Below are 24,021 nucleotides of genomic sequence, written 5' to 3'. Positions count from 1 at the left end.
GCCGGCCACGCCCTCGTGCCGTGTCCGCCCCGCTAGACCCAGGTGTCCAGCCACATCCGCGCCCGCCACTGGTCGATGGGGATCGCCGTGCCCGTGTAGATGGGCCAGAAGTAGATGAAGTTCCAGGCGATCAGCAGGACCAGGACGCCCGCGCCCGCCGCTCCCAGCACCCGGCGGCGTTCGTCCGAGTCGGGCGGGCCGAGGACGGCGCCGATCATCATCGCCACCGCCAGGCACAGGAACGGGACGAAGACGACCGCGTAGAAGTAGAAGATCGTGCGCTCCTGGTACAGGAACCAGGGCAGATAGCCGGCCGCGATGCCGCAGGCGATCGCACCCGCCCGCCAGTCGCGGCGGAACGCCCAGCGCCACAGGACGTACAGGATCGCGAAGCAGGCCGCCCACCACAGCAGCGGGGTGCCGAGCGCGAGGACCTCGCGGGCGCACTTCTCGCCCGCGTCCGCGGGGCAGCCCGCCTGACCGGGGGAGGGCGACTCGTAGAAGTACGAGACCGGGCGCCCCACGACGATCCAGCTCCACGGGTTCGACTGGTACGTGTGCGGCGACGACAGGTGGACGTGGAAGAGGTAGACCTCGTGCTCGTAGTGCCACAGGCTGCGCAGCCAGTCGGGCAGGAACGTCCAGTTGCCGCCCTTGCCGTCCGTGGCCGCCCAGTTGCGGAAGTAGCCGCCCGAGCCGTCGGCGGGGGAGAGGATCCAGCCGATCCAGGAGGTCAGGTACACGACCAGAGCCACCGGGACCGTCGCCAGGAAGGTGATGCCCGTGTCGCGCTTGAGGACGGTCGTGTAGGGGCGGCGTGCGCCCGCCACCCTGCGCGCGCCCACGTCCCACAGCACCGCCATCACACAGAAGGCCGCCAGGATGTACAGGCCGTTCCACTTGGTGCCGATGGCGAGGCCGAGCATCAGGCCCGCCGCCCAGCGCCACGGGCGCCACCCCAGGCGGGTGGTCTCGGCGGTGTACGCGTCCGGGCGCACCCGGCCGTCGGCGTCCGCGGGGAGCGCGGCCGCCAGTCTCGCGCGTGCCCGGTCGCGGTCGACGAGCAGACAGCCGAAGGCCGCGAGCACGAAGAACTCCAGGACGCCGTCGAGGAGCGAGGTGCGGCTCATCACGAACTGCAGCCCGTCCACCGCCATCAGCGCGCCCGCGAGGCAGCCGAGGAAGGTCGAGCGGAACAGGCGCCGGCCGATGCGGCACAGCAGCAGCACCGAGAGCGTGCCGAGCAGCGCCGTCATGAAGCGCCAGCCGAACGGATCGAACCCGAAGATCAGCTCGCCGAGGCCGATGACGTACTTGCCGACCGGCGGATGCACCACGTACGCGGCGTCCGTGGGGATCGCCACATGGCCGTGGTGCTGGAGGATCAGAGTGTTGGCGTCCTTGGCCCAGTTGGACTCGTACCCGTTGTGGATGAGCGCCCAGGCGTCCTTGGCGTAGTACGTCTCGTCGAATATCACCGCCCGGGGGCTGTCCAGGTTCCAGAACCGCATCACCCCGGCCAGGAGCGTCACGAGCAGCGGGCCGCCCCACGCCGACCAGCGCGTGACGCGGTCGGCGACGTCCCGGCTCAGGCCGAGAGCCGACCAGATGCGCGGGCTGGGCTCGCTGTAGGGCGGCACCAGCCGGTCGCGGACGTCGCTTCTGGGGGGCGCCGTGTAGCCGAACCGGCGCAGCCGCTGCTGCCACGTCGGCCGCTGGTCCGCGGTGGCCTGGTCCTGCCGGGTGTCCGTGGAGGACGCGGTACTGGTCACCGCGCCATCGTAGGGAACACGTCTGTGTGAGTCCCGTGCATGGCGCCTGCGAGGATGGAAACGTGACAGTAACGCCCGGAATCCTGGTCCTCGCCGGCACCCCGATCGGGGACATCGCGGACGCGCCGCCCCGGCTCGCCGAGGAGCTCGCCACCGCCGATGTGATCGCCGCCGAGGACACCCGCCGACTGCGCCGGCTCACCCAGGCGCTGGGGGTGCAGCCCGCCGGCCGCGTCGTGTCCTACTTCGAGGGCAACGAGTCCGCCCGCACCCCGGAGCTGGTCGAGGCGCTGGCGGGCGGGGCACGGGTGCTGCTCGTCACCGACGCGGGGATGCCCTCGGTGTCCGACCCCGGCTACCGGCTGGTCGCCGCCGCCGTGGAGAAGGACGTCCGGGTGACCGCCGTGCCGGGACCGTCCGCGGTCCTGACCGCGCTCGCGCTGTCCGGGCTGCCGGTGGACCGCTTCTGTTTCGAGGGGTTCCTGCCGCGCAAGGCGGGCGAGCGGCTGTCGCGGCTGCGGGAGGTGGCCGGAGAGCGGCGCACCCTCGTGTACTTCGAGGCCCCGCACCGCCTGGAGGCCGCCCTAGCGGCCATGGCCGAGGTGTTCGGCACCGGGCGCCGGGCCGCCGTCTGTCGCGAGCTGACCAAGACCTACGAGGAGGTCAGGCGCGGTCCGCTGGCCGAGCTGGCCCAGTGGGCCGCGGAGGGCGTCCGGGGCGAGATCACGGTGGTGGTGGAGGGGGCCGGGGAGCCGGCCGCCGGGGAACTGGACGCCGCCGAGCTGGTGCGCCGGGTCCGGGTGCGGGAGGAGGCGGGGGAGCGCCGCAAGGAGGCGATCGCGGCGGTGGCCGTGGAGGCGGGCCTGCCGAAGCGGGAGGTCTTCGACGCGGTCGTGGCCGCGAAGAACGCGGATGGGGCGGCGCCCGCGCGGTGAGCCCCGGAGTCGGGGCGGGGTGTGGGGCCGGTGGTGAGCCCCGGAGTCGGGGCGGGGTGTGGGGCCGGTGGTGAGCCCTGGAGCCGGGGCGGGGTGTGGGGCCGGTGGTGAGCCCCGGAGTCGGGGCCGGGTGTGGGGCCGGTGGCGCGGCCCCGGCGGCCAGGTGCGGCGTGTGCCGGGTGATACCGCCGACAGTCGGTTCCGGAGCTTCGCACCCCCTCTGAGCAGGGAGCATCTCCCATGAGCGGGAGCCCATGGGTGGGCAAAGGGATGTCGTGGAAGGCAAAGCCCCGATGCCGCCGTCCGGGGCACTTTGGCAAGCAACGCCCAAATCGCCTCCAACACTCGGCAGGCCTTGGTGCCTTGGCGCTGGTGAAGGCGTCCACTGGGGGCAGGGACGTACCCGTCCCTCGCCCACCGTGGGGACCCGCGGGATGCAGCGGGAGCCTCACCGGGGCGCTTGTCCAGCGGACAAGAGGAGCTGGCATGAGTGAGATCGCAGGGCGGACCGGCCAGGTCGCAGCGGCCGGTGGCGCCACCGGGCGGTACGGCCGAGGTGCGGCGACCGCCGTCGTACACGAGTCCTACTCCTTCGCCTGTATGCGCTGCGGGCACGGCTGGGAGCAGTCGTACGAGATAGAGCACCACCTCGACGGCGACGGCAACGAGTTCGTCGTATACGTGACGGGCGGCCGCGTGGTGCCGTCGCCGCTGAGCAGTCCCGCCTGCCTGAACTGCGACAACCACGTGGTGCGCATCATGCGTCCCGGCCAGGTGTCCTCCGCGCAGAACCCCCTGCACCGGCACGACCGCCCCGCGCCGGGGGCCGTCGCGAAGGACCTCGACGAGCCCCGGACGGAGCCGGCGGAGACCAAGGAGCAGCACCACTGGCATCTGTCGGACCTGCTGCCCCCGTTCTTCCACCACCGCAAGGCGGGCTGAGCCGGCCGGCGGCCCTTTCCGGGCCGGCATACCCGTTCCGTAGGATCGGGGCATGCCTTCCCCAGCGTCCGACAAGCACGTGCCGCCGCCGCTTCCCGAGCCACTCGGCGTCTCCGTCGCCGACTCGCACACCCACCTCGACATGCAGTCCGGCACGGTCGAGGAGAGCCTCGCCAAGGCGGCCGCGGTCGGCGTGACGACGGTCGTCCAGGTCGGCTGCGACGTGCGGGGCTCGCGCTGGGCCGCCGAGACGGCGGAGGCCTACGACGCCGTGCACGCGGCGGTGGCCCTGCACCCGAACGAGGCCCCGCGCATCGTCCACGGGGACCCTGGGGCCACCTCCCAGCCCCCTGGGGCCGGGGGAGGGCGGCCCCGGCAGGGCGTGCGCGAGCCGGGCGGCGACGCCGCCCTGGACGAGGCGCTCGCCGAGATCGACCGCCTCGCCGCACTGCCGCAGGTCAAGGGCGTCGGCGAGACCGGGCTCGACTACTTCCGCACCGGGCCCGAGGGCAAGGCCGCCCAGGAGCGGTCCTTCCGCGCGCACATCGAGATCGCCAAGCGCCGCGGCAAGGCGCTGGTCATCCACGACCGCGACGCCCACGCCGATGTGCTGCGCATCCTCAAGGAGGAGGGCGCGCCGGAGCGGACCGTCTTCCACTGCTACTCGGGCGACGCGGCGATGGCCGAGGTCTGCGCGCGGGCCGGGTACTTCATGTCGTTCGCCGGCAACGTGACCTTCAAGAACGCACAGCCGCTGCGCGACGCGCTCGCCGTGGCCCCCCTGGACCTCGTCCTCGTGGAGACCGACGCGCCCTTCCTGACGCCCGCGCCGTACCGCGGGCGGCCCAACGCACCGTATCTGGTTCCGGTCACGGTCCGTGCGATGGCCGCGGTGCGGGGCATCGCCGAGGACGAGCTGGCGGCGGCCCTCGCGGACAACACGGCACGCGCCTTCGGCTACTGACCGGCGCGGCCCCGGGCGCCGTCCGCCCGGGGCTCTCCGCGACCGCCCGGGCGTCGGCCGCCCGGAGCCCCGCACGGCCGCCGCCCGTGGGCGTGTCGCGACACCGTGTGACGGCGTTGCTTTGGAGAGTGACGACCAGCCGCTAGGTTGGGTCGCCCGTTTCGGACCTTCTCTGGAGCGTGTCGTCGTGAGCAACCGGCAGTACCCGCCGTACGGGATGTACGGCCCGAGACCGGAGTACGAGGACAGCGAGCCGTACGGCCGGATGTACCAGGACACCTACCGGCCCGCGTACGAGGCGCGGGTCGCCGCGGCGCGCGCCAGGGGGACCACGCGTCCGCTGCCGCAGCAGGCGGAGGCCATAGAACCGCTGCCCCGGCCTGCGGAGGCCACGGGGCCCCTGCGCGGGCCGACGGAGGCCACGGAATCCCTGCGCGGGCCCGCGGGCGTGGAGGCCGCGGGATCTCTGCGCGGGCCCATGGAGGCCGCGGGACCCCTGCGCCGGCCTACGGACATGGAGGCCGCGGGATCCCTGCGCCGGTCGCCGGAGGCCGTCCCGCGCCCCGCAGGGCGCACCCAGGCCCGGCACGCGGCGCGGCGCGGAAAGAGCGGCGCGCGCGTCCACCCCGTGCGCCGCCTCCTCCCGCAGGCCCTGGTGGTCGCCTTCCTCGCCGGTGGCACCACCGCGTTCGTCGCCAAGGACAAGGCCATCGAGCTGACCGTGGACGGCAGGCACCGCACCCTGCACACGTTCGCCGACGACGTGGGCGGACTGCTCGCCCGGGAGGGGGTGAGGGTCGGGCGGCACGATGTCGTCGTCCCCGCGCCCGGTACCCCGCTCACCAGCGGTGAAGAGGTCGCGGTGCACTACGGACGCCCGGTGTTCCTCACCCTCGACGGGCACCGGAGACAGGTGTGGACGACGGCGCGCACGGTGGACGGGGCGCTTCAGCAGCTCGGGGTGCGCGCCGAGGGCGCGTACGTATCGACTTCGCGCTCCCTGCATATCCATCGCGAAGGGCTCGCGCTGGACGTCCGCACCGAGCGCACGGTGACCGTTCTGGCGGACGGACGGCCGCGCACGATCCGCACCAACGCCGCCACGGTTCGGGATGCCGTCGAACAGGCCGGGATCACTCTGCGCGGGCAGGACACCACCTCCGTGGCGCCGGGAAGCTTCCCCCTCGACGGGCAGACGGTGACCGTGCTGCGGGTGCGGGGCTCCCGGGAGGTCCGTGAGGAGCCGATTCCGTTCACCGTGCGGCGCACCAAGGACCCGACCCTGTTCCGGGGCACCGTGCTCGTGGCACGCCCCGGACAGCCGGGCACCCGTCGGGTGACCTACGCCCTGCGCTCTGTCAACGGCGTCCGGCAGAAACCGCGCCGGATCGACGTCGAGGTGGTGCAGAGGCCCACGACCCAGCTGGTGCGGGTGGGCACCCGACCGCACCCCGAGTCGGTGACGGGCGCGGAGCGCCTCGACTGGCACGGGCTCGCGTACTGCGAGTCCAGGGGCGAGCCGAGCGCGGTCGACCCGTCCGGTACCTACGGGGGCCTCTATCAGTTCGACCGGCGCACCTGGCGCAGCCTCGGCGGCTCCGGCCGGCCGCAGGACGCCCCGGCCGAGGAGCAGACCTACCGCGCGAAGAAGCTGTACGTACGCCAGGGATCCAGCCCCTGGCCGCACTGCGGGTCACGGCTGTACCGCTGAGCGGGGCGGGCGGATGAGCGGGGCGGGCGGCGCGGACGCGGACACGGGCGCCCCGCGCCGCCCCGTACCCTTGGTCCGTGAGCAGCTCCACCCCCGACGCCCTGCTGGGCCCCGCCGACGTCCGTGAGCTGGCGGCGGCCCTCGGCGTACGCCCCACCAAGCAACGCGGCCAGAACTTCGTCATCGACGCCAACACCGTGCGGCGCATCGTGCGCACCGCCGAGGTACGGCCCGACGATGTGGTGGTGGAGGTGGGGCCGGGGCTCGGCTCACTGACGCTGGCGCTGCTGGAGGTCGCCGAGCGGGTCACCGCCGTCGAGATCGACGACGTGCTCGCCGGGGCGCTGCCCGCGACCATCGCCGCCCGGATGCCCGGGCGCGCCGAGCGGTTCGCGCTGGTGCACTCCGACGCGCTGCATGTGCGGGAGCTGCCGGGCCCCGCGCCCACCGCGCTCGTCGCGAACCTGCCCTACAACGTCGCCGTCCCCGTGCTGCTGCACATGCTCGACATGTTCCCCAGCATCGAGCGGACGCTCGTGATGGTGCAGTCCGAGGTCGCGGACCGGCTGGCCGCCGCGCCCGGCTCCAAGGTGTACGGGGTGCCGTCGGTGAAGGCCAACTGGTACGCCGACGTCAAGCGCGCCGGAGCCATCGGGCGCAATGTCTTCTGGCCCGCTCCGAACGTCGACAGCGGGCTGGTCTCGCTGGTCCGGCGGACCGAGCCGGTCAGGACCGCGGCGTCCAAGGCGGAGGTGTTCGCGGTGGTGGACGCGGCGTTCGCGCAGCGGCGCAAGACGCTGCGCGCGGCGCTCGCCGGCTGGGCGGGATCGGCCGCCGCGGCCGAGGCCGCGCTCGTCTCCGCCGGCATCTCGCCGCAGGCGCGCGGCGAGTCCCTGACGATCGAGGACTTCGCGCGCATCGCCGAGGCCGCGTCCCCGCGGGCGGCACAGCATCCGACGGCCGCTGGGCGGCGAGCCGCATCCCGCACAGAGGAGTCCGAGTAAGTGAGCGTGACGGTACGCGTCCCCGCCAAGGTCAACGTCCAGCTCGCGGTGGGTGCCGCCCGCCCCGACGGCTTCCACGACCTGGCCAACGTCTTCCTCGCCGTCGGCCTGTACGACGAGATCACGGTGACCCCGTCCGCCGACGGGCTCCGGATCACCTGCTCCGGCCCGGACGCCGGCGAGGTGCCGCTCGACCGTACGAACCTGGCGGCCCGCGCGGCCCTCGCGCTCGCCGAGCGGTACGACCGGGCGCCCGATGTGCACCTCCACATCGCCAAGGACATCCCGGTCGCGGGCGGCATGGCGGGCGGCAGCGCCGACGGCGCCGGGGCGCTGGTGGCGTGCGACGCGCTGTGGGGAACGCGCGCCTCCCGCGAGGAACTCCTCGACATCTGCGCCGAGCTGGGCAGCGACGTGCCGTTCAGCCTGGTGGGCGGGGCGGCCCTGGGCACCGGGCGGGGCGAGAAGCTCAGGGTGCTGGAGGTCGGCGGGACGTTCCACTGGGTGTTCGCGACGGCCGCCCGGGGACTGTCGACGCCGGCCGTCTTCCGGGAGTTCGACCGTCTGAACGAGGGCGTGCGGATCCCCGAGCCCGTCGCCTCGCAGGACCTGCTCGACGCGCTGGCGAAGGGTGACGCGGAGGCGCTCGCGACAGCGGTCTCCAACGACCTCCAGCCGGCGGCGCTGTCCCTGTTCCCCGAGCTGGCGGACACGCTGGCCGCCGGACGCGCGGCGGGGGCGCTGACGGGGCTGGTGTCAGGGTCGGGACCGACGACCGCGTTCCTCGCGCAGGACGCCGCCGCGGCGGCGGAGATCGCCCGGGCGCTCATGGCTTCGGGCACCTGCCGCTCGGCGCGGGTGGCCGAGGCGCCGGCGGCGGGGGCGACTGTCGTCTGAGGCGGTTGTCGCTTTGAGGGGGCTGTCCTCCGAGGCGGTGGTCGTGCGAGGCGGTCGTCGTAGGCGGTGGTCGTCCGAGGCGGTCGGCGGGCCACGGGTGTGTGCTCGGATACGCGCGTGCGGACGCCGCTTCACGGGCGGGTACTCAGACGCCGGCTGAGTACGAGCGCGCTGCCGCGGCCCCTGGGCGCCGCGCGACCGTACCCCCATGAGACCCAGTGATCTCGCCGCCGCCACCCCGGAATCCCGTGACCGGTTCGCCGATCTGCTGAGGGCCGGCTCGCTCGGTGTCGTCGTGCTCGGGCACTGGCTGATGGCGGCCGTGTCCATGGCCCCCGACGGCCATGTGCGGGTGGGGAACCTGCTCGCCCTCCAGCCCGAACTCCAGCCGCTGACCTGGCTGTTCCAGGTCATGCCGGTGTTCTTCCACGTGGGCGGATTCGCGCACGCCCTCTCCTGCCGTTCCGCCCGGCGCACGACCCCCAAGGCGTACTCGGCCTTCCTGCGCGTCCGGCTGCGGCGGCTGTTGCGGCCGACGGTCGTGTTCATCGGGGTGTGGGGCGCCGCGGCCCTCGTCCTCCAACTGGCCGGGGCCGGTGGCGGATTGCTCGACGTCGCGCTGCGGCTGGTGGCGCAGCCGCTGTGGTTCGTCGGGATCTATCTCGCGATGGTCGCCTTCACCCCACCACTGCTACGGCTCCACGAACGCTGGGGGTGGGGCGTCTTCGGCGGGCTCGTCGCCGCCGCCGTGGCCGTCGACGTGCTCCGCTTCGGCCTGGGCGTCCCCTATGTGGAGTTCCTCAACTTCGCGTTCGTCTGGCTCGCGATCCACCAGCTCGGATTCCTGCGCGCGGACGACAGGATCCGCCGGCCGTACCTCCTCGCCGGCGCCGGACTCGCGGGGGCCGTGCTGCTGGTCGCGTACGGGCCCTATCCGCTGTCCATGGTCGGGATGCCCGGCGAGAAGATCTCCAACATGGCGCCGCCCACCCTCGCACTGCTGTGCCACGGGCTGTGGCTGGTGGGGGCGGTGGAGCTGCTGCGCGCCCCCGTCACACGGTGGCTGCGGCGCCCGCGGGTGTGGCGCGCGGTCGTCACGGCGGGCGGCGTCTCCATGACCGCCTTCCTGTGGCATCTCACGGCGATGCTCGGCGTCTACGGGGTGCTGCTGGCGGCGGGTGTCCGCATGCCGGAGCCAGGCTCGGGTGCGTGGTGGATACAGGTACCCTTGCGGATCACGGCCGCCGCGACGCTCACCGCGGTTCTGGTGGCCGCCTTCCGTACCTTCGAAAAACCCTCGGGCGTACGGGAGTCCAGTGCGCCGCGCGCCTGGGCGGGACCCGCTGCCGCGCTCGGCGTCACCCTCTGTCTCCTCGGGGTGCTGGGGCTGTCGATGGTCGGCTTCGGGGGACTCCTCGAAGGCCGTACGGCCCTGCTGATAGCCGTTCACGTGACCGCCCCGGCGGCCGTGGCGATGACCCTGGCGGGGTGGCTGCTGGTGGAGCGGGCGGGGCGGGGGCGAGGCGGGGCCGCGTGACGGCGGCACGGACCTCAGAGCTCGCCGATGGCGTGGTTCCTCCCATGGACGGGATCCTGGGGCCTGCCTTTCCGCGCTAGCCGCCGGCCACGGATCACGTCACCACGAAGAGTGATGGCTCCCTCGCGCATCGCCACCTCCCCTCGAGGCCCTACGCTTGAAGGCTGACCGACCCCCGCGAGCAGGAGTGAAATGGCCGTCAACCTGGTCAATGTCGAGAACGTCAGCAAGGTGTACGGCACCCGTGCCCTGCTCGACGGTGTCTCGCTCGGCGTGTCCGAAGGCGACCGGATCGGGGTCGTCGGGCGCAACGGCGACGGCAAGACCACCTTGATCCGGATGCTCGCCAAGCTGGAGGAGGCCGATTCCGGGCGCGTCACCCACTCCGGCGGGCTGCGCCTCGGCGTGCTCACCCAGCATGACTCCCTCGACCCCGCCGCCACCGTCCGGCACGAGGTCATCCGGGACATGGCCGACCACGAGTGGGCGGGCAACGCCAAGATCCGGGACGTGCTCACGGGCCTGTTCGGCGGCCTCGACCTGCCCGGGTTCCCGCAGGGGCTCGACACCGTCATCGGCCCCCTGTCCGGTGGCGAGCGGCGCCGGATCGCGCTCGCCAAGCTGCTGATCGCCGAGCAGGACCTGATCGTCCTCGACGAGCCCACCAACCACCTCGACGTCGAGGGGATCGCCTGGCTCGCGAAGCACCTGCGCGAACGCCGCTCCGCCCTCGTGTGCGTCACCCACGACCGGTGGTTCCTCGACCAGGTCTGCACCCGGATGTGGGACGTGCAGCGGGGCACGGTCCACGAGTACGAGGGCGGCTACTCCGACTACGTCTTCGCCCGTGCCGAGCGCGAGCGCATCGCCGCCTCGGAGGAGGCCAAGCGGCAGAACCTGGTCCGCAAGGAGCTGGCCTGGCTGCGGCGCGGCGCGCCCGCCCGCACCTCCAAGCCGCGCTTCCGCGTCGAGGCCGCCAACGAGCTGATCAAGGACGTGCCGCCGCCCCGGGACAGCAGCGAGCTGATGAAGTTCGCCTCCTCCCGGCTCGGGAAGACCGTCTTCGACCTCGAGGACGTCACGGTGCAGGCCGGACCCAAGGTGCTGATGAAGCACATCACCTGGCACCTCGGTCCCGGCGACCGTATCGGCCTGGTCGGGGTGAACGGCGCGGGCAAGACCTCCCTGCTGCGTGCGCTGGCCGACGCCGCGCGCAGCCAGGGGGAGAAGCAGCCCGCCGGCGGCCGGGTCGTCGTGGGCAAGACCGTCAAGCTCGGCTATCTGTCGCAGGAGGTCGCCGAACTCGACCCGAGCTGGCGGGTCCTGGAGGCCGTGCAGCGGGTGCGCGAGCGGGTCGACCTCGGCAAGGGGCGCGAGATGACCGCGGGCCAGCTGTGCGAGACCTTCGGCTTCACCAAGGAGAAGCAGTGGACGCCGGTGGGGGACCTCTCCGGCGGTGAACGCCGGCGGCTGCAACTGCTGCGCCTGCTCATGGACGAGCCGAACGTGCTGTTCCTGGACGAGCCCACCAACGATCTCGACATCGAGACCCTCACTCAGCTCGAGGACCTGCTCGACGGCTGGCCCGGCTCGATGATCGTCATCTCCCACGACCGGTTCTTCGTCGAGCGCACGACCGACAGGGTCTACGCCCTTCTCGGCGACGCCACGCTGCGGATGCTGCCGCGCGGCATCGACGAGTACCTGGAGCGGCGGCACCGCATGGAGGAGGCGGCCGCCGCGGTCGCGGCTCCGGCGCCCGTGGCCGCGAAGACCGCCGTCTCGGCCGCCGACGCGCGTGCCGCCAAGAAGGAACTTCAGCGGATCGAGCGGCAGTTGGACAAGGTCTCCGAGCGGGAGGCCAAGCTCCACGAGCAGATCGCCGAGTCCGCGACGGACTTCGAGAAGGTGGCCAAGCTGGACGCCGAACTGCGCGGGCTCGTCGCGGAGCGGGAGGAGCTGGAGCTGCGCTGGCTGGAACTCGCCGAGGACGCGTAGGCGTTCGACGCCGCCCGGAGCGCCCGCTTGGGCGCGAAGGAGCGCGCGGGCGCGCGCTGCAAGGGCCTCGCTCCTGTTCAGGGGCGAGGCCCTGCACGTACCCCTCATCAGGCGCGAATGGGCGGGATTTCGGTAATCCGGGACGCTTCTCACCGGTAAGGGAAGCGCGACGTCGAACAAGCGTGTAGCTTCCGGGGACATGGAGGGCGGGGGATGCGCGGGGGGCCTTTGTCCGCGCGGGCCAGTGGGCATCCATAGTGGGCATCCACGGGGGGACTGGGGGGTTGCTCGATGGGAGTGCGGCTCATGGTGGTCGACGACCACCGACTGCTCGCCGAGGCGCTGGCCTCGGCGCTGAAGCTGCGAGGGCACCGGGTGCTCGCCGCGGCGGCACCCGCCGCGGGCGCGGCGGAACTGGTGATCAGCAGGGCACCCGAGGTGTGCCTGCTGGGTACGGCGGCACCCGCCGAGCCCGGTGTCTTCGACCCGGTGGTGCGCATCAAGCGGGAGCGTCCGCAGGTGGCGGTGCTGGTCCTCGGGCCGGTGCCGAATCCGCGGGGCATCGCGGCCGCCTTCGCCGCGGGCGCCGCGGGCTACGTGCGCCATGACGAGCGCATCGAGGGCGTCGAGCGGGCGATCATGAAGGCGCGGGCGGGTGAGGCGGCCGTGGCGCCACAGCTGTTGCAGGGCGCGTTCAGCGAGCTGCTCAATCCGGCGGCGCAGCCGGACGACGAGGGTCAGCGGCTGCTGCAGATGCTCACCCCGCGGGAGGTGGAGGTCCTGGTGCGGGTGGCGGACGGCGAGGACACCCGGCTGATCGCGGCCGGTATGGGGATAGCCCCGTCGACGGCCCGCACCCATGTCCAGCGGGTCCTGATGAAACTGGGCGTCGGCTCCCGGCTGGAGGCGGCGGCCCTCGCGGCGAGGACCGGCCTGCTGGACCGAGCGGGCCCACCGCCACCCACCCCACTCCCGGGACCCGGCCCGCAGGCTTCTCGGTGACGGGGCGCGCGGGTCCTTCCGGCAGTCGACGAGAACCGGGCGGGGTCCCGCTCGGGACCCCGACCCGGCCGGGTCACTCGGACGGCTTCTCCTCCGGCAGCGGCGGGGCCGCCGGGCGCAGCCTGAGCCAGAGCAGGAAGAACAGGCCGAGCAGCAGCATGCCCAGACCCGTCCACAGGTTGACGTTGACGCCCTCGGCCTTGGCGATCTCGGCGTCGGAGGCCGTGAAGCCCGCGATCATGACGATGACGCCGTAGATCACGAACAGGCCGCCGATGATGCGGCGCAGGTCGAAGAGGCGGGCCGCGGTCGTGGACTTGCCCTCCAGCTCGGTGACGGTTTTCTGGACGTCGTGCTCGGAGTACTCGGACATGGTCTTTCCATCCTCCCGCGGTCAGATCGAGAACGGGATGTAGCAGGCGGCGGCGAGGACGACCGCGCCCCAGCCCAGCAGGGCCGGCTTGCGGTACCAGGCGTCGTCGCCCGCGGCGGGCGGCTCGGCCATGCCCGGGAGGGGGGTCCCCCCGGTCGAGCGAAGCCGGGACTGGGGCAGGGTTCCGTAGACGAGGCCCTGGAGGCTCTCCGCCGGCTTGGGCTCGGTGAACAGCGACACCGCCACCATGACGACCGCGCCGGCCACGAAACCGGCGATCGCGGAGACGAAGTTGGCGCCCTGGTCGGTGGGGATGCCGATGATGCCGTGCTTGTAGATGACGAAGTAGTTCACCATCGCGGTCACCGTGCCGGCGACCAGGCCCCAGAAGCCGGACTTCGCGGACGCGCGCTTCCAGAACATGCCGACGATGAAGACCACGAACATCGGCACGTTGAAGAAGGAGAACAGCGTCTGGAGGTAGCTCATGATGTTCGAGAACGAGGACGCCAGGAACGCCGTGCCGATCGATGCCAGCACGCCGATCGCCGTGATGAGGCGGCCGAACCGCACGTAGTACGCGTCCTCGCGGTCCTTGACCACGTACTTCGCCCAGATGTCGTTGGTGAAGACGGTGTTGAAGGACGAGACGTTGGCCGCCATGCCGGCCATGAAGGCGGCGAGCAGTCCGGTCACCGCGATGCCGAGCACACCGTTGGGCAGCAGTTCCTGCATCAGGTACGGGATGGCGTCGTTGTACTGGAGGCCGGAGCCGGGGGTGCCGATCTTGGGGACCAGGACGGCGACGACCAGGCCCGGGATCATCACCAGGAACACGATGAAGATCTTCGGGAACGCGGCGATCAGCGGGGTGCGCTGGGCGGCGGAGAGGTTCTTCGCGGACAGGGCGCGCTGCACCTCGGCGAAGTTGGTCGTCCAGTAGCCGAAGGACAGCACGAAGCCGAGGCCGAGGACGATCGTCAGCCAGTTCGCGCCCAGTGGGTTGGCGTGGCCGATGCCGGTACCGCCCCACGCGGTGACGAAGTCATGGCCATGGGTCGCGCTGAGCTTGTCGGTCAGTCCGCCCCAGCCGCCGACCTTCTTCAGGCCGAGCACGGTGAGGGGGATGAGGGCCGCGAGGATCACGAAGAACTGCAGCACCTCGTTGTAGATCGCGGACGACAGACCGCCGAGGGTGATGTAGGCGAGGACGAAGAAGCCGGCGACCACGATCGCCACCCACTGCGGCCAGCCGAGCAGCGCCTGGACGACGATCGCGAGGGCGTAGAGGTTCACCCCGGCGATCAGGATGGCGGCGAAGGCGAACAGCAGCGAACTGAGCAGATGGGCCGACCTGTCGAAGCGGAGCAGCAGGAACTCGGGGACTGAGCGGACCTTGGAGCCGTAGTAGAAGGGCATCATCACCAGCCCCAGGAACACCATGGCCGGGATGGCCCCGATCCAGTACCAGTGCACGGTGTAGGCACCGTACTGGGCGCTGTTGGCGGCCATGCCGAGGATCTCCGTGGCGGCCAGGTTCGCCGAGATGAACGCCAGACCGGTGATCCAGGCGGGCAGGGAGCGCCCGGAGAGGAAGAAGTCGAGGCTGGTCTTCACGGAGCGGCGGGCGGCGAAGCCGATGCCCAGGACGACGGCGAAGTAGATCCCGAGGATCGTGTAGTCGAGGCCGTTGGTCGGGAGCCGTAGTCCTGCCGCGAGGACTGTGGGGCCCACGGCCGGAGAGGTGGGGGTCTGCATGATTACTCGCTTCGTTGCGTGAACCAATCAGTGCGGAACCTACGCCTCCGCGTTCGACATTTGAACACTTTTGATGACGCTCTTTGTTGGATTGTGATGTTGACTCGTCTGGTGGGTTGTGGTTTGTTGTGTTGGGTTATGTTTGATGGGTGGATCCGGAGTGGATGAGGCGTCCGGCAGTGCAGCAGAAAGGCAAGGCGTCGTGAAGAAGACCCCGACCCGGCTGGCCGACGGTCGTGAACTCGTCTACTACGACCTGCGCGACGACGCCGTGCGGGACGCGGTCGACCGCCGGCCGCTGGAGCGGACCGTCACGACCTCCGAGATCCGCCGCGACGCGCTGCTCGGCGACTCGGTCGCCATCGCCTCGCACCGCCAGGGCCGGACCTACCTCCCGCCCGCCGACGAGTGCCCCCTGTGTCCCTCCCGTGAGGGCCGGCTCAGCGAGATCCCGGACTCCTCCTACGACGTCGTCGTCTTCGAGAACCGCTTCCCCTCCCTCGCCGGCGACTTTGGACGCTGCGAGGTCGTCTGCTTCACCTCCGACCACAACGCCTCCTTCGCCGATCTGACCGAGGAGCAGGCGCGGCTCGTCCTGGACGCCTGGACCGACCGCACCGCGGAGCTGTCCCACCTGCCCTCCGTCGAGCAGGTCTTCTGCTTCGAGAACCGCGGCCGGGAGATCGGCGTGACCCTCGGCCACCCGCACGGCCAGATCTACGCCTACCCCTTCATCACCCCGCGCACCGCCCTCATGCTCCGCTCGGTCGCCGCCCACAGGAACGCCACCGGCGGCGAGAACCTCTTCGACGCCGTCCTGGAGCGCGAGCTGGCCGACGAGCGGATCGTCCTGGAGGGTGAACACTGGGTCGCCTTCGTCCCCTACGCCGCCCACTGGCCCTACGAGGTCCACCTCTATCCCCGGCGCCGCGTCCCGGACCTGCTCGCGCTGGACGAGGCCGCCCGCACAGAATTCCCCAAGGTCTATCTGGAACTCTTGGCGCGCTTCGACCGGATCTTCGACGAACAGGGGGGAGGGGAGAACTCCGTGCGTGAGACTCCGACGCCGTACATCGCCGCCTGGCACCAGGCGCCGTTCGGCGCCCTCGCGGAGTTCGAGGGCGTCAGCCGTGACGACTTCGCCGTTCACCTCGAGCTTTTCACCATTCGCCGCACTTCCGGCAAGCTGAAGTTCCTCGCAGGTTCCGAGTCCGGCATGAATGTGTTCATCAACGACGTGCCGCCGGAAGCTGCGGCCCAGCGACTGCGAGAGGTAGCGAGTTCATGAGTGGGAAGTACCTGGTCACCGGCGGCGCGGGCTACGTCGGCAGCGTGGTCGCGCAGCACCTGCTGGAGGCGGGCCACGAGGTCGTCGTCCTCGACAACCTCTCCACCGGCTTCCGCGAGGGCGTGCCGGCGGGTGCCACCCTCATCGAGGGCGACATCCGCGACGCCGCCAAGTGGCTGGACCCCACCTTCGACGCCGTCCTGCACTTCGCCGCGTTCTCGCAGGTCGGCGAGTCGGTCGTAAGGCCCGAGAAGTACTGGGACAACAACGTCGGCGGCACGATGGCGCTGCTCGGCGCGATGCGCGAGACGGGCGTGCGCAAGCTGGTCTTCTCCTCCACGGCGGCGACCTACGGCGAGCCCGAGCAGGTGCCGATCGTCGAGACCGCGCCGACGCGGCCCACCAATCCCTACGGCGCCTCCAAGCTCGCCGTCGACCACATGATCAGCGGTGAGGCGGCCGCGCACGGCCTGGGCGCCGTCTCCCTGCGCTACTTCAACGTCGCGGGCGCCTACGGCAGCTGCGGCGAGCGCCACGACCCGGAGTCCCACCTGATCCCGCTCGTCCTCCAGGTCGCGCAGGGCCGCCGCGAGGCCATCTCGGTCTTCGGCGACGACTATCCGACGCCGGACGGCACCTGTGTCCGCGACTACATCCACGTCGCGGACCTCGCCGAGGCCCATCTGCTGGCCCTGGACGCCGCCACGCCCGGCGAGCACCTGATCTGCAACCTCGGCAACGGCAACGGCTTCTCGGTGCGCGAGGTCATCGAGACCGTGCGCCAGGTCACCGGACACCCGATCCCCGAGGTGGTGGCGCCGCGCCGGGGCGGCGACCCGGCGGTCCTGGTCGCCTCCGCGGCCACGGCTCGCGAGCGGCTCGGCTGGAACCCGTCCCGCGCGGATCTCGCGGGCATCGTCGCGGACGCGTGGGAGTTCGCGCAGAGCATCGCGAGGGAGCAGTAGGTGGGCGTACGCGAGGGCTTCACGGAGCTGTACGGGACGGCTCCCGAAGGGGTCTGGTCGGCACCGGGCCGGGTCAATCTGATCGGCGAGTACACGGACTTCAACGAGGGGTTCGTGATGCCGTTCGCCCTGCCGCACACGGCCGTCGCCGCGGTCTCGCGCCGCACCGACGGCCTGCTGCGGCTGCACTCGGCGGACATCGACGGCCCGGTCGTCGAACTGGACGTCGAGGAGCTGGTCCCGCGGACGGACACCAGCTGGGCCGCCTACCCCGCGGGTGTCGTCTGGGTGCTGCGCGAGGCGGGCCACCCGGTCACCGGCGCCGACCTCCATCTGTCCTCTACGGTGCCGACGGGCGCGGGCCTGTCCTCGTCGGCGGCGCTGGAGGTGGTCACCGCCCTCGCGCTGAACGACCTGTACGGCCTCGGCCTGACCCGCCCCGGGCTGGCGAAGCTCGCCCAGCGCGCCGAGAACGACTTCGTCGGCGTGCCGTGCGGTGTCATGGACCAGATGGCGTCGGCGTGCAGCACCGAGGGTCACGCCCTGCACCTCGACTGCCGAGACCTGTCCATCCGCCAGATCCCCTTCGACCTCGCGGCCCAGGGTCTCGCGCTGCTCGTCGTGGACACCCGCGTGAAGCACGCGCTGGGCGACGGGGCGTACGCCGAGCGGCGCGAGGGGTGCGAGGAGGGCGCGCGGCAGCTCGGGGTCTCGCATCTGCGGGATGTCGCGTACGAGGACCTTCGGTCGGCGCTCGGGCGTCTGTCGGACGAGCGGGTGCGCCGCTATGTGCGCCATGTCGTCTCGGACGACCACCGTGTCGACCGGGTGGTCGCCCTGCTGGACGCGGGCGACGTCCGGGCGATCGGGCCCGTGCTGACCGAGGGTCATGTCTCCCTGCGGGACGACCTGCGCATCTCCTGCCCGGAGCTGGACCTGGTGGTGGACGCGGCGAAGGCGTCCGGCGCGCTGGGTGCCCGGATGACGGGCGGCGGCTTCGGCGGCTCGGCGGTCGTTCTGACGGAGGCCGCCGAGACGGACACGGTCACCAAGGCGATCGAGGAGGCGTTCGCCGCCGCCGGCTTCACGGCGCCCCGGGTGTTCCCGGCGGTTCCGTCGGCAGGGGCCCGGCGGCTGGGCTGAGCTTCTTGGTCAGCGTGTACTCCGTGATCCCCGGCGGATAGTCGGGGATCACGCACACCACGTCATAACCCTGCTTCCGGTAGAACTCCGGGGCCTGGAAGTCCCAGGTCTCCAGGCGCGCGCCCATGCAGCCGCGCTCCTCGCGCGCCACGCGCTCCGCCTCGGCCAGCAGCCGCGAGCCGAGCCCCGCGCCGCGATGGCGGCCGTCCACCCACAGGTAGTCCACATGCAGCCACGCCGTCCAGGTGTGGCCGGCCAGTCCGCCCGCCGGCTCCCCCGCCGCGTCGAACGCCCAGACCTGGAGCGGGACTTCACGCTCGGCGGGCGTGCCGCGCAGTGCGCGCAGCACCGGTGAGGCCGCGGTGTTCGTCTCCAGCAGCCGCGCACGGAGCAGATCTCGCCGCTCCTTGTCGACTTCTATCTCGATACGAAACATGCGGCACACCATAAACGCCCTGGCCAACCAGTTCTGCAAATTTCCTTCCGCTTCAGGCCGACGGCCCTACCCTGTGAACAGCACCGGTGGGGGCCGGTGCTGATCAGGGGGCGAAAACAGTCGGGTACGACGCCCGGGGTGGGGGTAACAGTTCCAGCACGGCGGCGGCCGTGCGGCTGCGGCGCCCCGTCCCAGGCGGACAACCGGGGTACATTCCGGGCGCCGTACTCGCGCCGGACGTCCCCCGAGCAGTGGGGGTTTCAGTGGTGCGCATCCGAGTCCTGGTCGTCGACGACCACCGCATCTTCGCCGAGTCGCTGGCGGCCGCGCTGGCCGCCGAGCCCGATGTCGAGGTGTCCGCCGCCGGCAGTGGTCCGGCCGCGCTGCGCTGCCTGGACCGGGCGGCCTCGGAGGGCCGCAGATTCGACGTGATGCTGGTGGACGCGGATCTCGGCGGCAACCTGCCGGGCTCTCGCCCGGCGGTCCCCGTCCAGGAAGCCAACGAGGACGGGCTCGTCGACGGCATCTCCCTGGTGACGGGCGTCCGTTCCGCGCAGCCGGGTGTGCGGATCGTCGTCCTCGCCGAGAAGGACGACCCGCGCCGGGCCGCCGTGGCCCTCCAGGCGGGCGCCTCCGGCTGGGTCGCCAAGGACTGCTCGCTGTCCCGGCTGCTCGCCGTCATCCGGGGCGTGCTGCGCGACGAGACACACCTTCCGCCCGCCCTGCTCACCGGCGTTCTGCGCGAGCTGACGGCGGCCCGCAAGCACCGCACCGAGAGCGAGCGGCTGGTGGAGTCCCTGACGCCGCGGGAGCGGGAGGTGCTGCGCTGCATGGTCGCCGGGCTGGGCCGCAAGGCCGTCGCCGAGCGGCTGTTCCTCTCCCCGCACACCGTCCGCACCCATATGCAGAACGTGCTGGGGAAGCTGGGGGTGCACTCCACCCTCGCCGCCGTCGCCCTCGCCCGCCGCGCCGGGGTCGGGCCGGTCGACCTAGCCGGGGATGTTGTCGAACGGGGCGGTCAACTGGCGTAGCAGCGCGGCCAGTTCACCGCGCTGGGCCGAGCTGAGTTCCGACAGGATCGCGCGCTCCTGGGCGAGCAGCCCGGCGAGCGCCTGGTCCGCCCGGTCCCGGCCCTCGCCGGTGAGGCGCACCAGCACGCCCCGGCGGTCGTTGGGATCGGGCAGCCGCTCGACCAGGCCCTTCTTCGCCAGGCGGTCGATGCGGTTGGTCATCGTGCCCGAGGTGACCAGGGTCTGGGTCAGCAGCTGGCCGGGGGAGAGCTGATAGGGGCTGCCGGCCCGGCGGAGCGCGGTGAGGACGTCGAACTCCCAGGGCTCCAGACTGTGCTCGGAGAACGCCAGCCGGCGCGCACGGTCGAGGTGCCGGGCCAGCCTGCTCACCCGGCTGAGGACCTCGAGCGGTTCCACGTCGAGGTCCGGGCGCTCCCGGCGCCATGCCGCGACCAGCCGATCGACCTCGTCCTCCATGGCGATCAGTGTAGTGGTTGTGTCGACATGAAGTCTCTTGACATGGAGTCTCTTGACGTCGAGATAGTGGGGATACAAGGATGGCCCTGAGTACGGAGGCGTCGTCAAACGGGGGCGACGTCTCCGTACGAGGACGTCGAGCCGTTCATCACGAGGAGGCCGCCATGCCCGCCGCGCCCACCTGGGACCCCGCTCAGTACCTGCGCCACGCCGGCCACCGCGCCCGCCCCTTCGTCGACCTGCTCGCCCGCGTCCCCCACCTGCCGGGCGGGAACCCGCCCCGCATCGCCGACCTCGGCTGCGGCCCCGGCAATGTCACGGTCCTGCTCGCCGACCGCTGGCCCACCGCGCACATCACCGGCTACGACAACTCGCCCGAGATGCTCGACCGGGCCCACACCCACCACGAAGGCCCCACCGCGGGCGGCGGCCGCCTCGACTTCGCCCACGCCGACGCCCGCACCTGGACGCCCTCGGAGACGTACGACCTGATCATCAGCAACGCCACACTGCAATGGGTGCCCGGACACACCGCACGCTTCCCCGACTGGGTGGCCGCGCTGAAGCCGGGCGGCACCTTCGCCTTCCAGGTACCCGGAAACTTCGGCTCCCCCAGCCACCTGCTGATGCGGGAACTCGCCCACTCCGCCCGCTGGAAGGACCGCCTCGCCGGCATCCTGCGCCACGACGACGCCGTGCTCACGCCCCACGCCTACCTGGAGCACCTCACCGGCCTCGGCTGCGAGGCGGACGTCTGGGAGACGACGTACCTGCATCTGCTCCAGGGCGAGGACCCGGTCCTGGACTGGGTGAAGGGCACCGGACTGCGGCCGATCCTCACCGAGCTGGGCGACGACGCGGAGGAGTTTCTCGCCGACTACCGCACGGCCCTGCGCGAGGCGTACCCGCCCACCGCCCACGGCACGGTGTTCCCGTTCCGCCGCATCTTCGCCGTCGCCACGAAAGGGGCCTGAGCGATGCTGACCGCCGTCGACCATGTCCAGCTGGCGGCCCCGCCCGGCTCGGAGGACCTGCTGCGCGGCTACTACGCCGGCGTCCTCGGCATGACGGAGATCCCCAAGCCGCCGGTGCTCGCCGCGCGCGGTGGCTGCTGGTTCCAGGCGGGGGCCGTCCGACTGCACCTGGGCATCGAGGAGGACTTCCGGCCCGCACGGAAGGCACACCCGGGCCTGCGGGTCACGGGGATCGAGGCCTACGCCGCCCGGCTCGCCGCGCGGGGAGCGGCGGTGACCTGGGACGACAACCTGCCGGGCCACCGGCGCTTCTACTCGGAGGATCCGGTGGGGAACCGGCTGGAGTTCCTTCAGCCGGTGGCTACAGACGCCTGAGGGCGTCCGGCGTGATGTCGATGTCGACGGCGAACGGCTCGGAGAGTTCGAGCTTGTCGTGGTGGATGCCGGTGGGCGTGTAGGTCTTGGTGACCGGGTCCAGCTCGTAGGTGCGGACCACCGGGTGCTGATTGCCTTCGGCCATCTCGACCAGCCAGAAGTGGGGGATTCCGGCGGCCGCGTACTTCAGGGGCTTTACGCCGTGGTCGCGCGCTTCGGAGTCCGGGGAGACGACTTCCACGGCGAGTACCAGGCCCTCCGCCTCGAACCGGCTCTGCTCAAGTCCGGTGTCCGCGTCCGCACGGATCACGCTGATGTCCGGCCCAGGAGCGTTGCGACGATCGAGTACGACCGTCATCTCACGCTTGACCCTGAGATGGCCGGGTACCGTCAGCCGCAGCCCGTGGGTCAGCAAGTCGATCACCAGCATGTGGAAATTCCGCTGCGGACTCACGAAGACCAAGCTCCCGTCGATCAACTCGGTGTGCGGCGGGAGGTCCGACAGGGTGAACAGGTCGTCGACCGTGAAGCCTTCGGGCGGCGGCACGGGCAGGTGGATGCCGGGCTCGGACTCGTGTGCGGCGAACGGCTCGGCAGACATGGTGATTCCTCCCATGAACGGGATTCCCGGACCGTGTACCCACCGTAGCGGCCGGGACCGACAAAGGTCATCACATCGGGTGATCACGCACCCCACGCCTCAGCTCTTGCGATGACCGATCAGCCGCGGCTTCGGCTCCAGACCGTCCAGGCCGTGCCACGCCAGGTTCACCAGATGCGCCGCGACCTCGGCCTTCTTCGGGCGCCGCACATCCAGCCACCACTGGCCCGTCAGCGCCACCATGCCGACCAGCGCCTGCGCGTACAGCGGGGCGAGCTTCGGGTCGAAGCCCCGGCTCTTGAACTCGCGGCCCAGGATGTCCTCCACCTGCGTGGCGATGTCCGAGATGAGGGACGCGAAGGAACCCGTTGACTGCGGGATCGGCGAGTCGCGGACCAGGATGCGGAACCCGTCCGTGTACTCCTCGATGTAGTCCAGAAGCGCGAAGGCCGCCTGCTCGCACAGCTCACGCGGATGCCCGGCCGTCAGCGAACTCGTCACCATGTCCAGCAGCCGCCGCATCTCGCGGTCCACCACCACCGCGTACAGGCCCTCCTTGCCGCCGAAGTGCTCGTACACCACCGGCTTGGAGACCCCGGCCCGCGCCGCGATCTCCTCCACGGACGTGCCCTCGAACCCCTTCGCGGCGAACAGCGTGCGACCGATCTCCAGCAGCTGCTGGCGGCGCTCCGCCCCGGTCATCCGGGTGCGGCGGGTACGCCTCGGCTTGTCGGTGCTGGGAGTACTGGAGTCGGTCGCCACATCGTCAATCATGCCGTGCCGGCGTTCGCCCTCCCTCGCCGGGAGCCTTCCCCGTCGGTGCTGCGGCGGGAATCGATACGCGAGCGTGACGGCCAGCGCACGTCATACGCCCATCCCAGCTGCTCGAACCAGCGGATGATCCGCGCCGAGGAGTCCAGCTGGCCCCGCTCCACACCGTGCCGCGCCGACGTCGGGTCCGCGTGGTGCAGGTTGTGCCAGGACTCACCGCACGACAGGACCGCCAGCCACCACACGTTCCCCGAGCGGTCCCGCGACTTGAACGGGCGCTTGCCCACCGCGTGACAGATCGAGTTGATCGACCAGGTCACATGGTGCAGCAACGCCACCCGGACGAGTGACCCCCAGAAGAAGGCGGTGAAGGCGCCCCACCATGACATCGTCACCAGACCGCCGATCAGCGGCGGCAGCACCAGCGACGCCCCCGTCCACAGCACGAACTGGCGGGAGACCGCCCGCAGGGCCGGGTCCTTGATCAGATCCGGCGCGTACTTGTCCTGCGGCGTCTGCTCCTCGTCGAACATCCAGCCGATATGGGCCCACCACAGGCCCTTCATCAGCGCGGGCACCGTCTCCCCGTAGCGCCAGGGGGAGTGCGGATCGCCCTCCGCGTCCGAGAACTTGTGGTGCTTGCGGTGATCGGCGACCCAGCGCACCAGCGGCCCCTCCACGGCCATCGACCCCGCGATCGCCAGAGCGATCTTCAGAGGCCGCTTCGCCTTGAACGAGCCATGGGTGAAGTGGCGGTGGAAACCGATCGTGATGCCGTGGCAGCCGAGGTAGTAGAAGAAGACCAGAAGGCCCAGATCGAGCCAGCTCACACCCCATCCCCAGGCCAGCGGCACCGCCGCGAGGAGCGCCAGGAACGGGACGGTGATGAACAGCAGCAGGGTCATCTGCTCGATCGAGCGCTTCTGCTCGCCGCCCAGCGTCGCGGAGAGCAGCGCAGTGTCGTCGTTCGCCTGCGAGGCGTCTTCGATCACATCGGAGCTTGTGGCCATGGGGCGTCCCCTGTGGGGTCGAGGGTAGAGGCAGGTGCCCGGTATACGGATCCAGGGTTCCCCGGGGATCTGACGAGA

23 protein-coding genes are annotated in these 24,021 nt (G+C 71.6%); 15 read left to right on the top strand and 8 right to left on the bottom strand.

Annotated features, from left to right (window positions below):
* Positions 1–32: 32 nt before the first annotated feature.
* Positions 33–1,772, bottom strand: coding sequence for a dolichyl-phosphate-mannose--protein mannosyltransferase (locus ACIP94_RS17670; RefSeq protein WP_402425966.1), 1,740 nt, complete (start codon positions 1,770–1,772; stop codon positions 33–35).
* A gap of 62 nt (positions 1,773–1,834) precedes the next feature.
* Here ACIP94_RS17670 and rsmI point away from each other — a divergent pair, with 62 nt between their 5' ends.
* From rsmI to ACIP94_RS17625, 9 genes are all read left to right on the top strand, one after another.
* Positions 1,835–2,707 (top strand): 16S rRNA (cytidine(1402)-2'-O)-methyltransferase, encoded by an 873-nt coding sequence (gene rsmI / locus ACIP94_RS17665; RefSeq protein WP_402425964.1) that lies wholly within the window; start codon positions 1,835–1,837, stop codon positions 2,705–2,707.
* A 486-nt stretch (positions 2,708–3,193) separates the two neighbouring features.
* On the top strand, positions 3,194–3,649 hold the full coding sequence (locus tag ACIP94_RS17660) for a hypothetical protein (RefSeq protein ID WP_402425962.1): 456 nt from the start codon (positions 3,194–3,196) through the stop codon (positions 3,647–3,649).
* Between the two features lie 52 nt (positions 3,650–3,701).
* Positions 3,702–4,613: a TatD family hydrolase gene (locus ACIP94_RS17655; protein WP_402425960.1), complete on the top strand. Its 912-nt coding sequence runs from the start codon at positions 3,702–3,704 to the stop codon at positions 4,611–4,613.
* Between the two features lie 187 nt (positions 4,614–4,800).
* The gene (locus ACIP94_RS17650; protein WP_402425958.1) at positions 4,801–6,324 is read left to right on the top strand and encodes a ubiquitin-like domain-containing protein; all 1,524 of its coding nucleotides are present in this window, start codon (positions 4,801–4,803) and stop codon (positions 6,322–6,324) included.
* A gap of 77 nt (positions 6,325–6,401) precedes the next feature.
* Positions 6,402–7,328 carry a 16S rRNA (adenine(1518)-N(6)/adenine(1519)-N(6))-dimethyltransferase RsmA gene (gene rsmA / locus ACIP94_RS17645; RefSeq protein WP_402425956.1) on the top strand — a complete coding sequence of 309 codons (927 nt, stop codon included), beginning with the start codon at positions 6,402–6,404 and terminating at the stop codon, positions 7,326–7,328.
* Positions 7,329–8,225, top strand: a complete 897-nt coding sequence (locus ACIP94_RS17640) for a 4-(cytidine 5'-diphospho)-2-C-methyl-D-erythritol kinase (RefSeq protein WP_402425954.1) — start codon at positions 7,329–7,331, stop codon at positions 8,223–8,225.
* Between the two features lie 208 nt (positions 8,226–8,433).
* Positions 8,434–9,762, top strand: coding sequence for an acyltransferase (locus ACIP94_RS17635; RefSeq protein WP_402425952.1), 1,329 nt, complete (start codon positions 8,434–8,436; stop codon positions 9,760–9,762).
* Between the two features lie 192 nt (positions 9,763–9,954).
* Complete coding sequence (locus ACIP94_RS17630; protein ID WP_402425951.1) at positions 9,955–11,760, top strand: ABC-F family ATP-binding cassette domain-containing protein; 1,806 nt, start codon at positions 9,955–9,957, stop codon at positions 11,758–11,760.
* Positions 11,761–12,051: 291 nt separating this feature from the next.
* Positions 12,052–12,762 carry a LuxR C-terminal-related transcriptional regulator gene (locus tag ACIP94_RS17625; protein ID WP_402425949.1) on the top strand — a complete coding sequence of 237 codons (711 nt, stop codon included), beginning with the start codon at positions 12,052–12,054 and terminating at the stop codon, positions 12,760–12,762.
* A 73-nt stretch (positions 12,763–12,835) separates the two neighbouring features.
* On the opposite strand, the gene ACIP94_RS17620 is transcribed toward ACIP94_RS17625, so the two are convergent.
* Positions 12,836–13,135, bottom strand: coding sequence for a hypothetical protein (locus ACIP94_RS17620; RefSeq protein ID WP_402425947.1), 300 nt, complete (start codon positions 13,133–13,135; stop codon positions 12,836–12,838).
* A 21-nt stretch (positions 13,136–13,156) separates the two neighbouring features.
* A complete protein-coding gene (locus tag ACIP94_RS17615; protein ID WP_402425945.1) occupies positions 13,157–14,893 on the bottom strand; it encodes a sodium:solute symporter family protein in 1,737 nt (578 codons plus the stop codon).
* Positions 14,894–15,095: 202 nt separating this feature from the next.
* Here ACIP94_RS17615 and galT point away from each other — a divergent pair, with 202 nt between their 5' ends.
* From galT to galK, 3 genes are read left to right on the top strand one after another with little or no spacing between them, the layout of a single operon-like run.
* Entirely contained in the window at positions 15,096–16,181 is a 1,086-nt protein-coding gene (galT, locus tag ACIP94_RS17610; protein ID WP_402425943.1) for a galactose-1-phosphate uridylyltransferase, read from the top strand.
* Positions 16,178–17,146: a UDP-glucose 4-epimerase GalE gene (gene galE / locus ACIP94_RS17605; protein ID WP_402425941.1), complete on the top strand. Its 969-nt coding sequence runs from the start codon at positions 16,178–16,180 to the stop codon at positions 17,144–17,146. The genes galT and galE overlap by 4 nt, the downstream gene beginning before the upstream one ends.
* A complete protein-coding gene (gene galK / locus ACIP94_RS17600; protein ID WP_402425939.1) occupies positions 17,147–18,289 on the top strand; it encodes a galactokinase in 1,143 nt (380 codons plus the stop codon).
* Here the strand turns inward: galK and ACIP94_RS17595 are convergent.
* The gene (locus tag ACIP94_RS17595) at positions 18,231–18,737 is read right to left on the bottom strand and encodes a GNAT family N-acetyltransferase (RefSeq protein ID WP_402426249.1); all 507 of its coding nucleotides are present in this window, start codon (positions 18,735–18,737) and stop codon (positions 18,231–18,233) included. The two genes, galK and ACIP94_RS17595, sit on opposite strands and share 59 nt — an antisense overlap.
* A 251-nt stretch (positions 18,738–18,988) precedes the next feature.
* Here ACIP94_RS17595 and ACIP94_RS17590 point away from each other — a divergent pair, with 251 nt between their 5' ends.
* Positions 18,989–19,756 carry a LuxR C-terminal-related transcriptional regulator gene (locus ACIP94_RS17590; protein ID WP_402425937.1) on the top strand — a complete coding sequence of 256 codons (768 nt, stop codon included), beginning with the start codon at positions 18,989–18,991 and terminating at the stop codon, positions 19,754–19,756.
* Here ACIP94_RS17590 and tamR read toward each other — a convergent pair.
* Positions 19,715–20,212, bottom strand: a complete 498-nt coding sequence (tamR, locus tag ACIP94_RS17585) for a MarR family transcriptional regulator TamR (RefSeq protein WP_402425935.1) — start codon at positions 20,210–20,212, stop codon at positions 19,715–19,717. The two genes, ACIP94_RS17590 and tamR, sit on opposite strands and share 42 nt — an antisense overlap.
* 164 nt (positions 20,213–20,376) lie before the next feature.
* On the opposite strand from tamR, the gene ACIP94_RS17580 reads away from it, so the two are divergent.
* Both ACIP94_RS17580 and ACIP94_RS17575 read left to right on the top strand, forming a co-directional pair.
* A complete protein-coding gene (locus ACIP94_RS17580; RefSeq protein WP_402425933.1) occupies positions 20,377–21,186 on the top strand; it encodes a trans-aconitate 2-methyltransferase in 810 nt (269 codons plus the stop codon).
* A gap of 3 nt (positions 21,187–21,189) precedes the next feature.
* Complete coding sequence (locus tag ACIP94_RS17575; RefSeq protein ID WP_402425931.1) at positions 21,190–21,561, top strand: VOC family protein; 372 nt, start codon at positions 21,190–21,192, stop codon at positions 21,559–21,561.
* Here ACIP94_RS17575 and ACIP94_RS17570 read toward each other — a convergent pair.
* The 3 genes from ACIP94_RS17570 to ACIP94_RS17560 form a co-directional block, all read right to left on the bottom strand.
* Positions 21,548–22,162, bottom strand: a complete 615-nt coding sequence (locus tag ACIP94_RS17570) for a Uma2 family endonuclease (RefSeq protein ID WP_402425929.1) — start codon at positions 22,160–22,162, stop codon at positions 21,548–21,550. The genes ACIP94_RS17575 and ACIP94_RS17570 overlap by 14 nt on opposite strands.
* A gap of 99 nt (positions 22,163–22,261) precedes the next feature.
* Positions 22,262–22,936 (bottom strand): TetR family transcriptional regulator, encoded by a 675-nt coding sequence (locus ACIP94_RS17565; RefSeq protein ID WP_402425927.1) that lies wholly within the window; start codon positions 22,934–22,936, stop codon positions 22,262–22,264.
* A complete protein-coding gene (locus ACIP94_RS17560) occupies positions 22,933–23,943 on the bottom strand; it encodes an acyl-CoA desaturase (RefSeq protein WP_402425925.1) in 1,011 nt (336 codons plus the stop codon). Before ACIP94_RS17560 ends, ACIP94_RS17565 begins: the two co-directional genes overlap by 4 nt.
* Between the last annotated feature and the right edge of the window lie 78 nt (positions 23,944–24,021).

The sequence above is a fragment of the Streptomyces sp. NPDC093261 genome, assembly GCF_044753645.1.
In the GTDB taxonomy this organism is placed as follows: Bacteria; Actinomycetota; Actinomycetes; order Streptomycetales; family Streptomycetaceae; genus Streptomyces.
The sequence above is the reverse complement of the archived record's forward strand: the minus strand, read 5'-3'. Positions and strand labels throughout refer to the sequence as shown.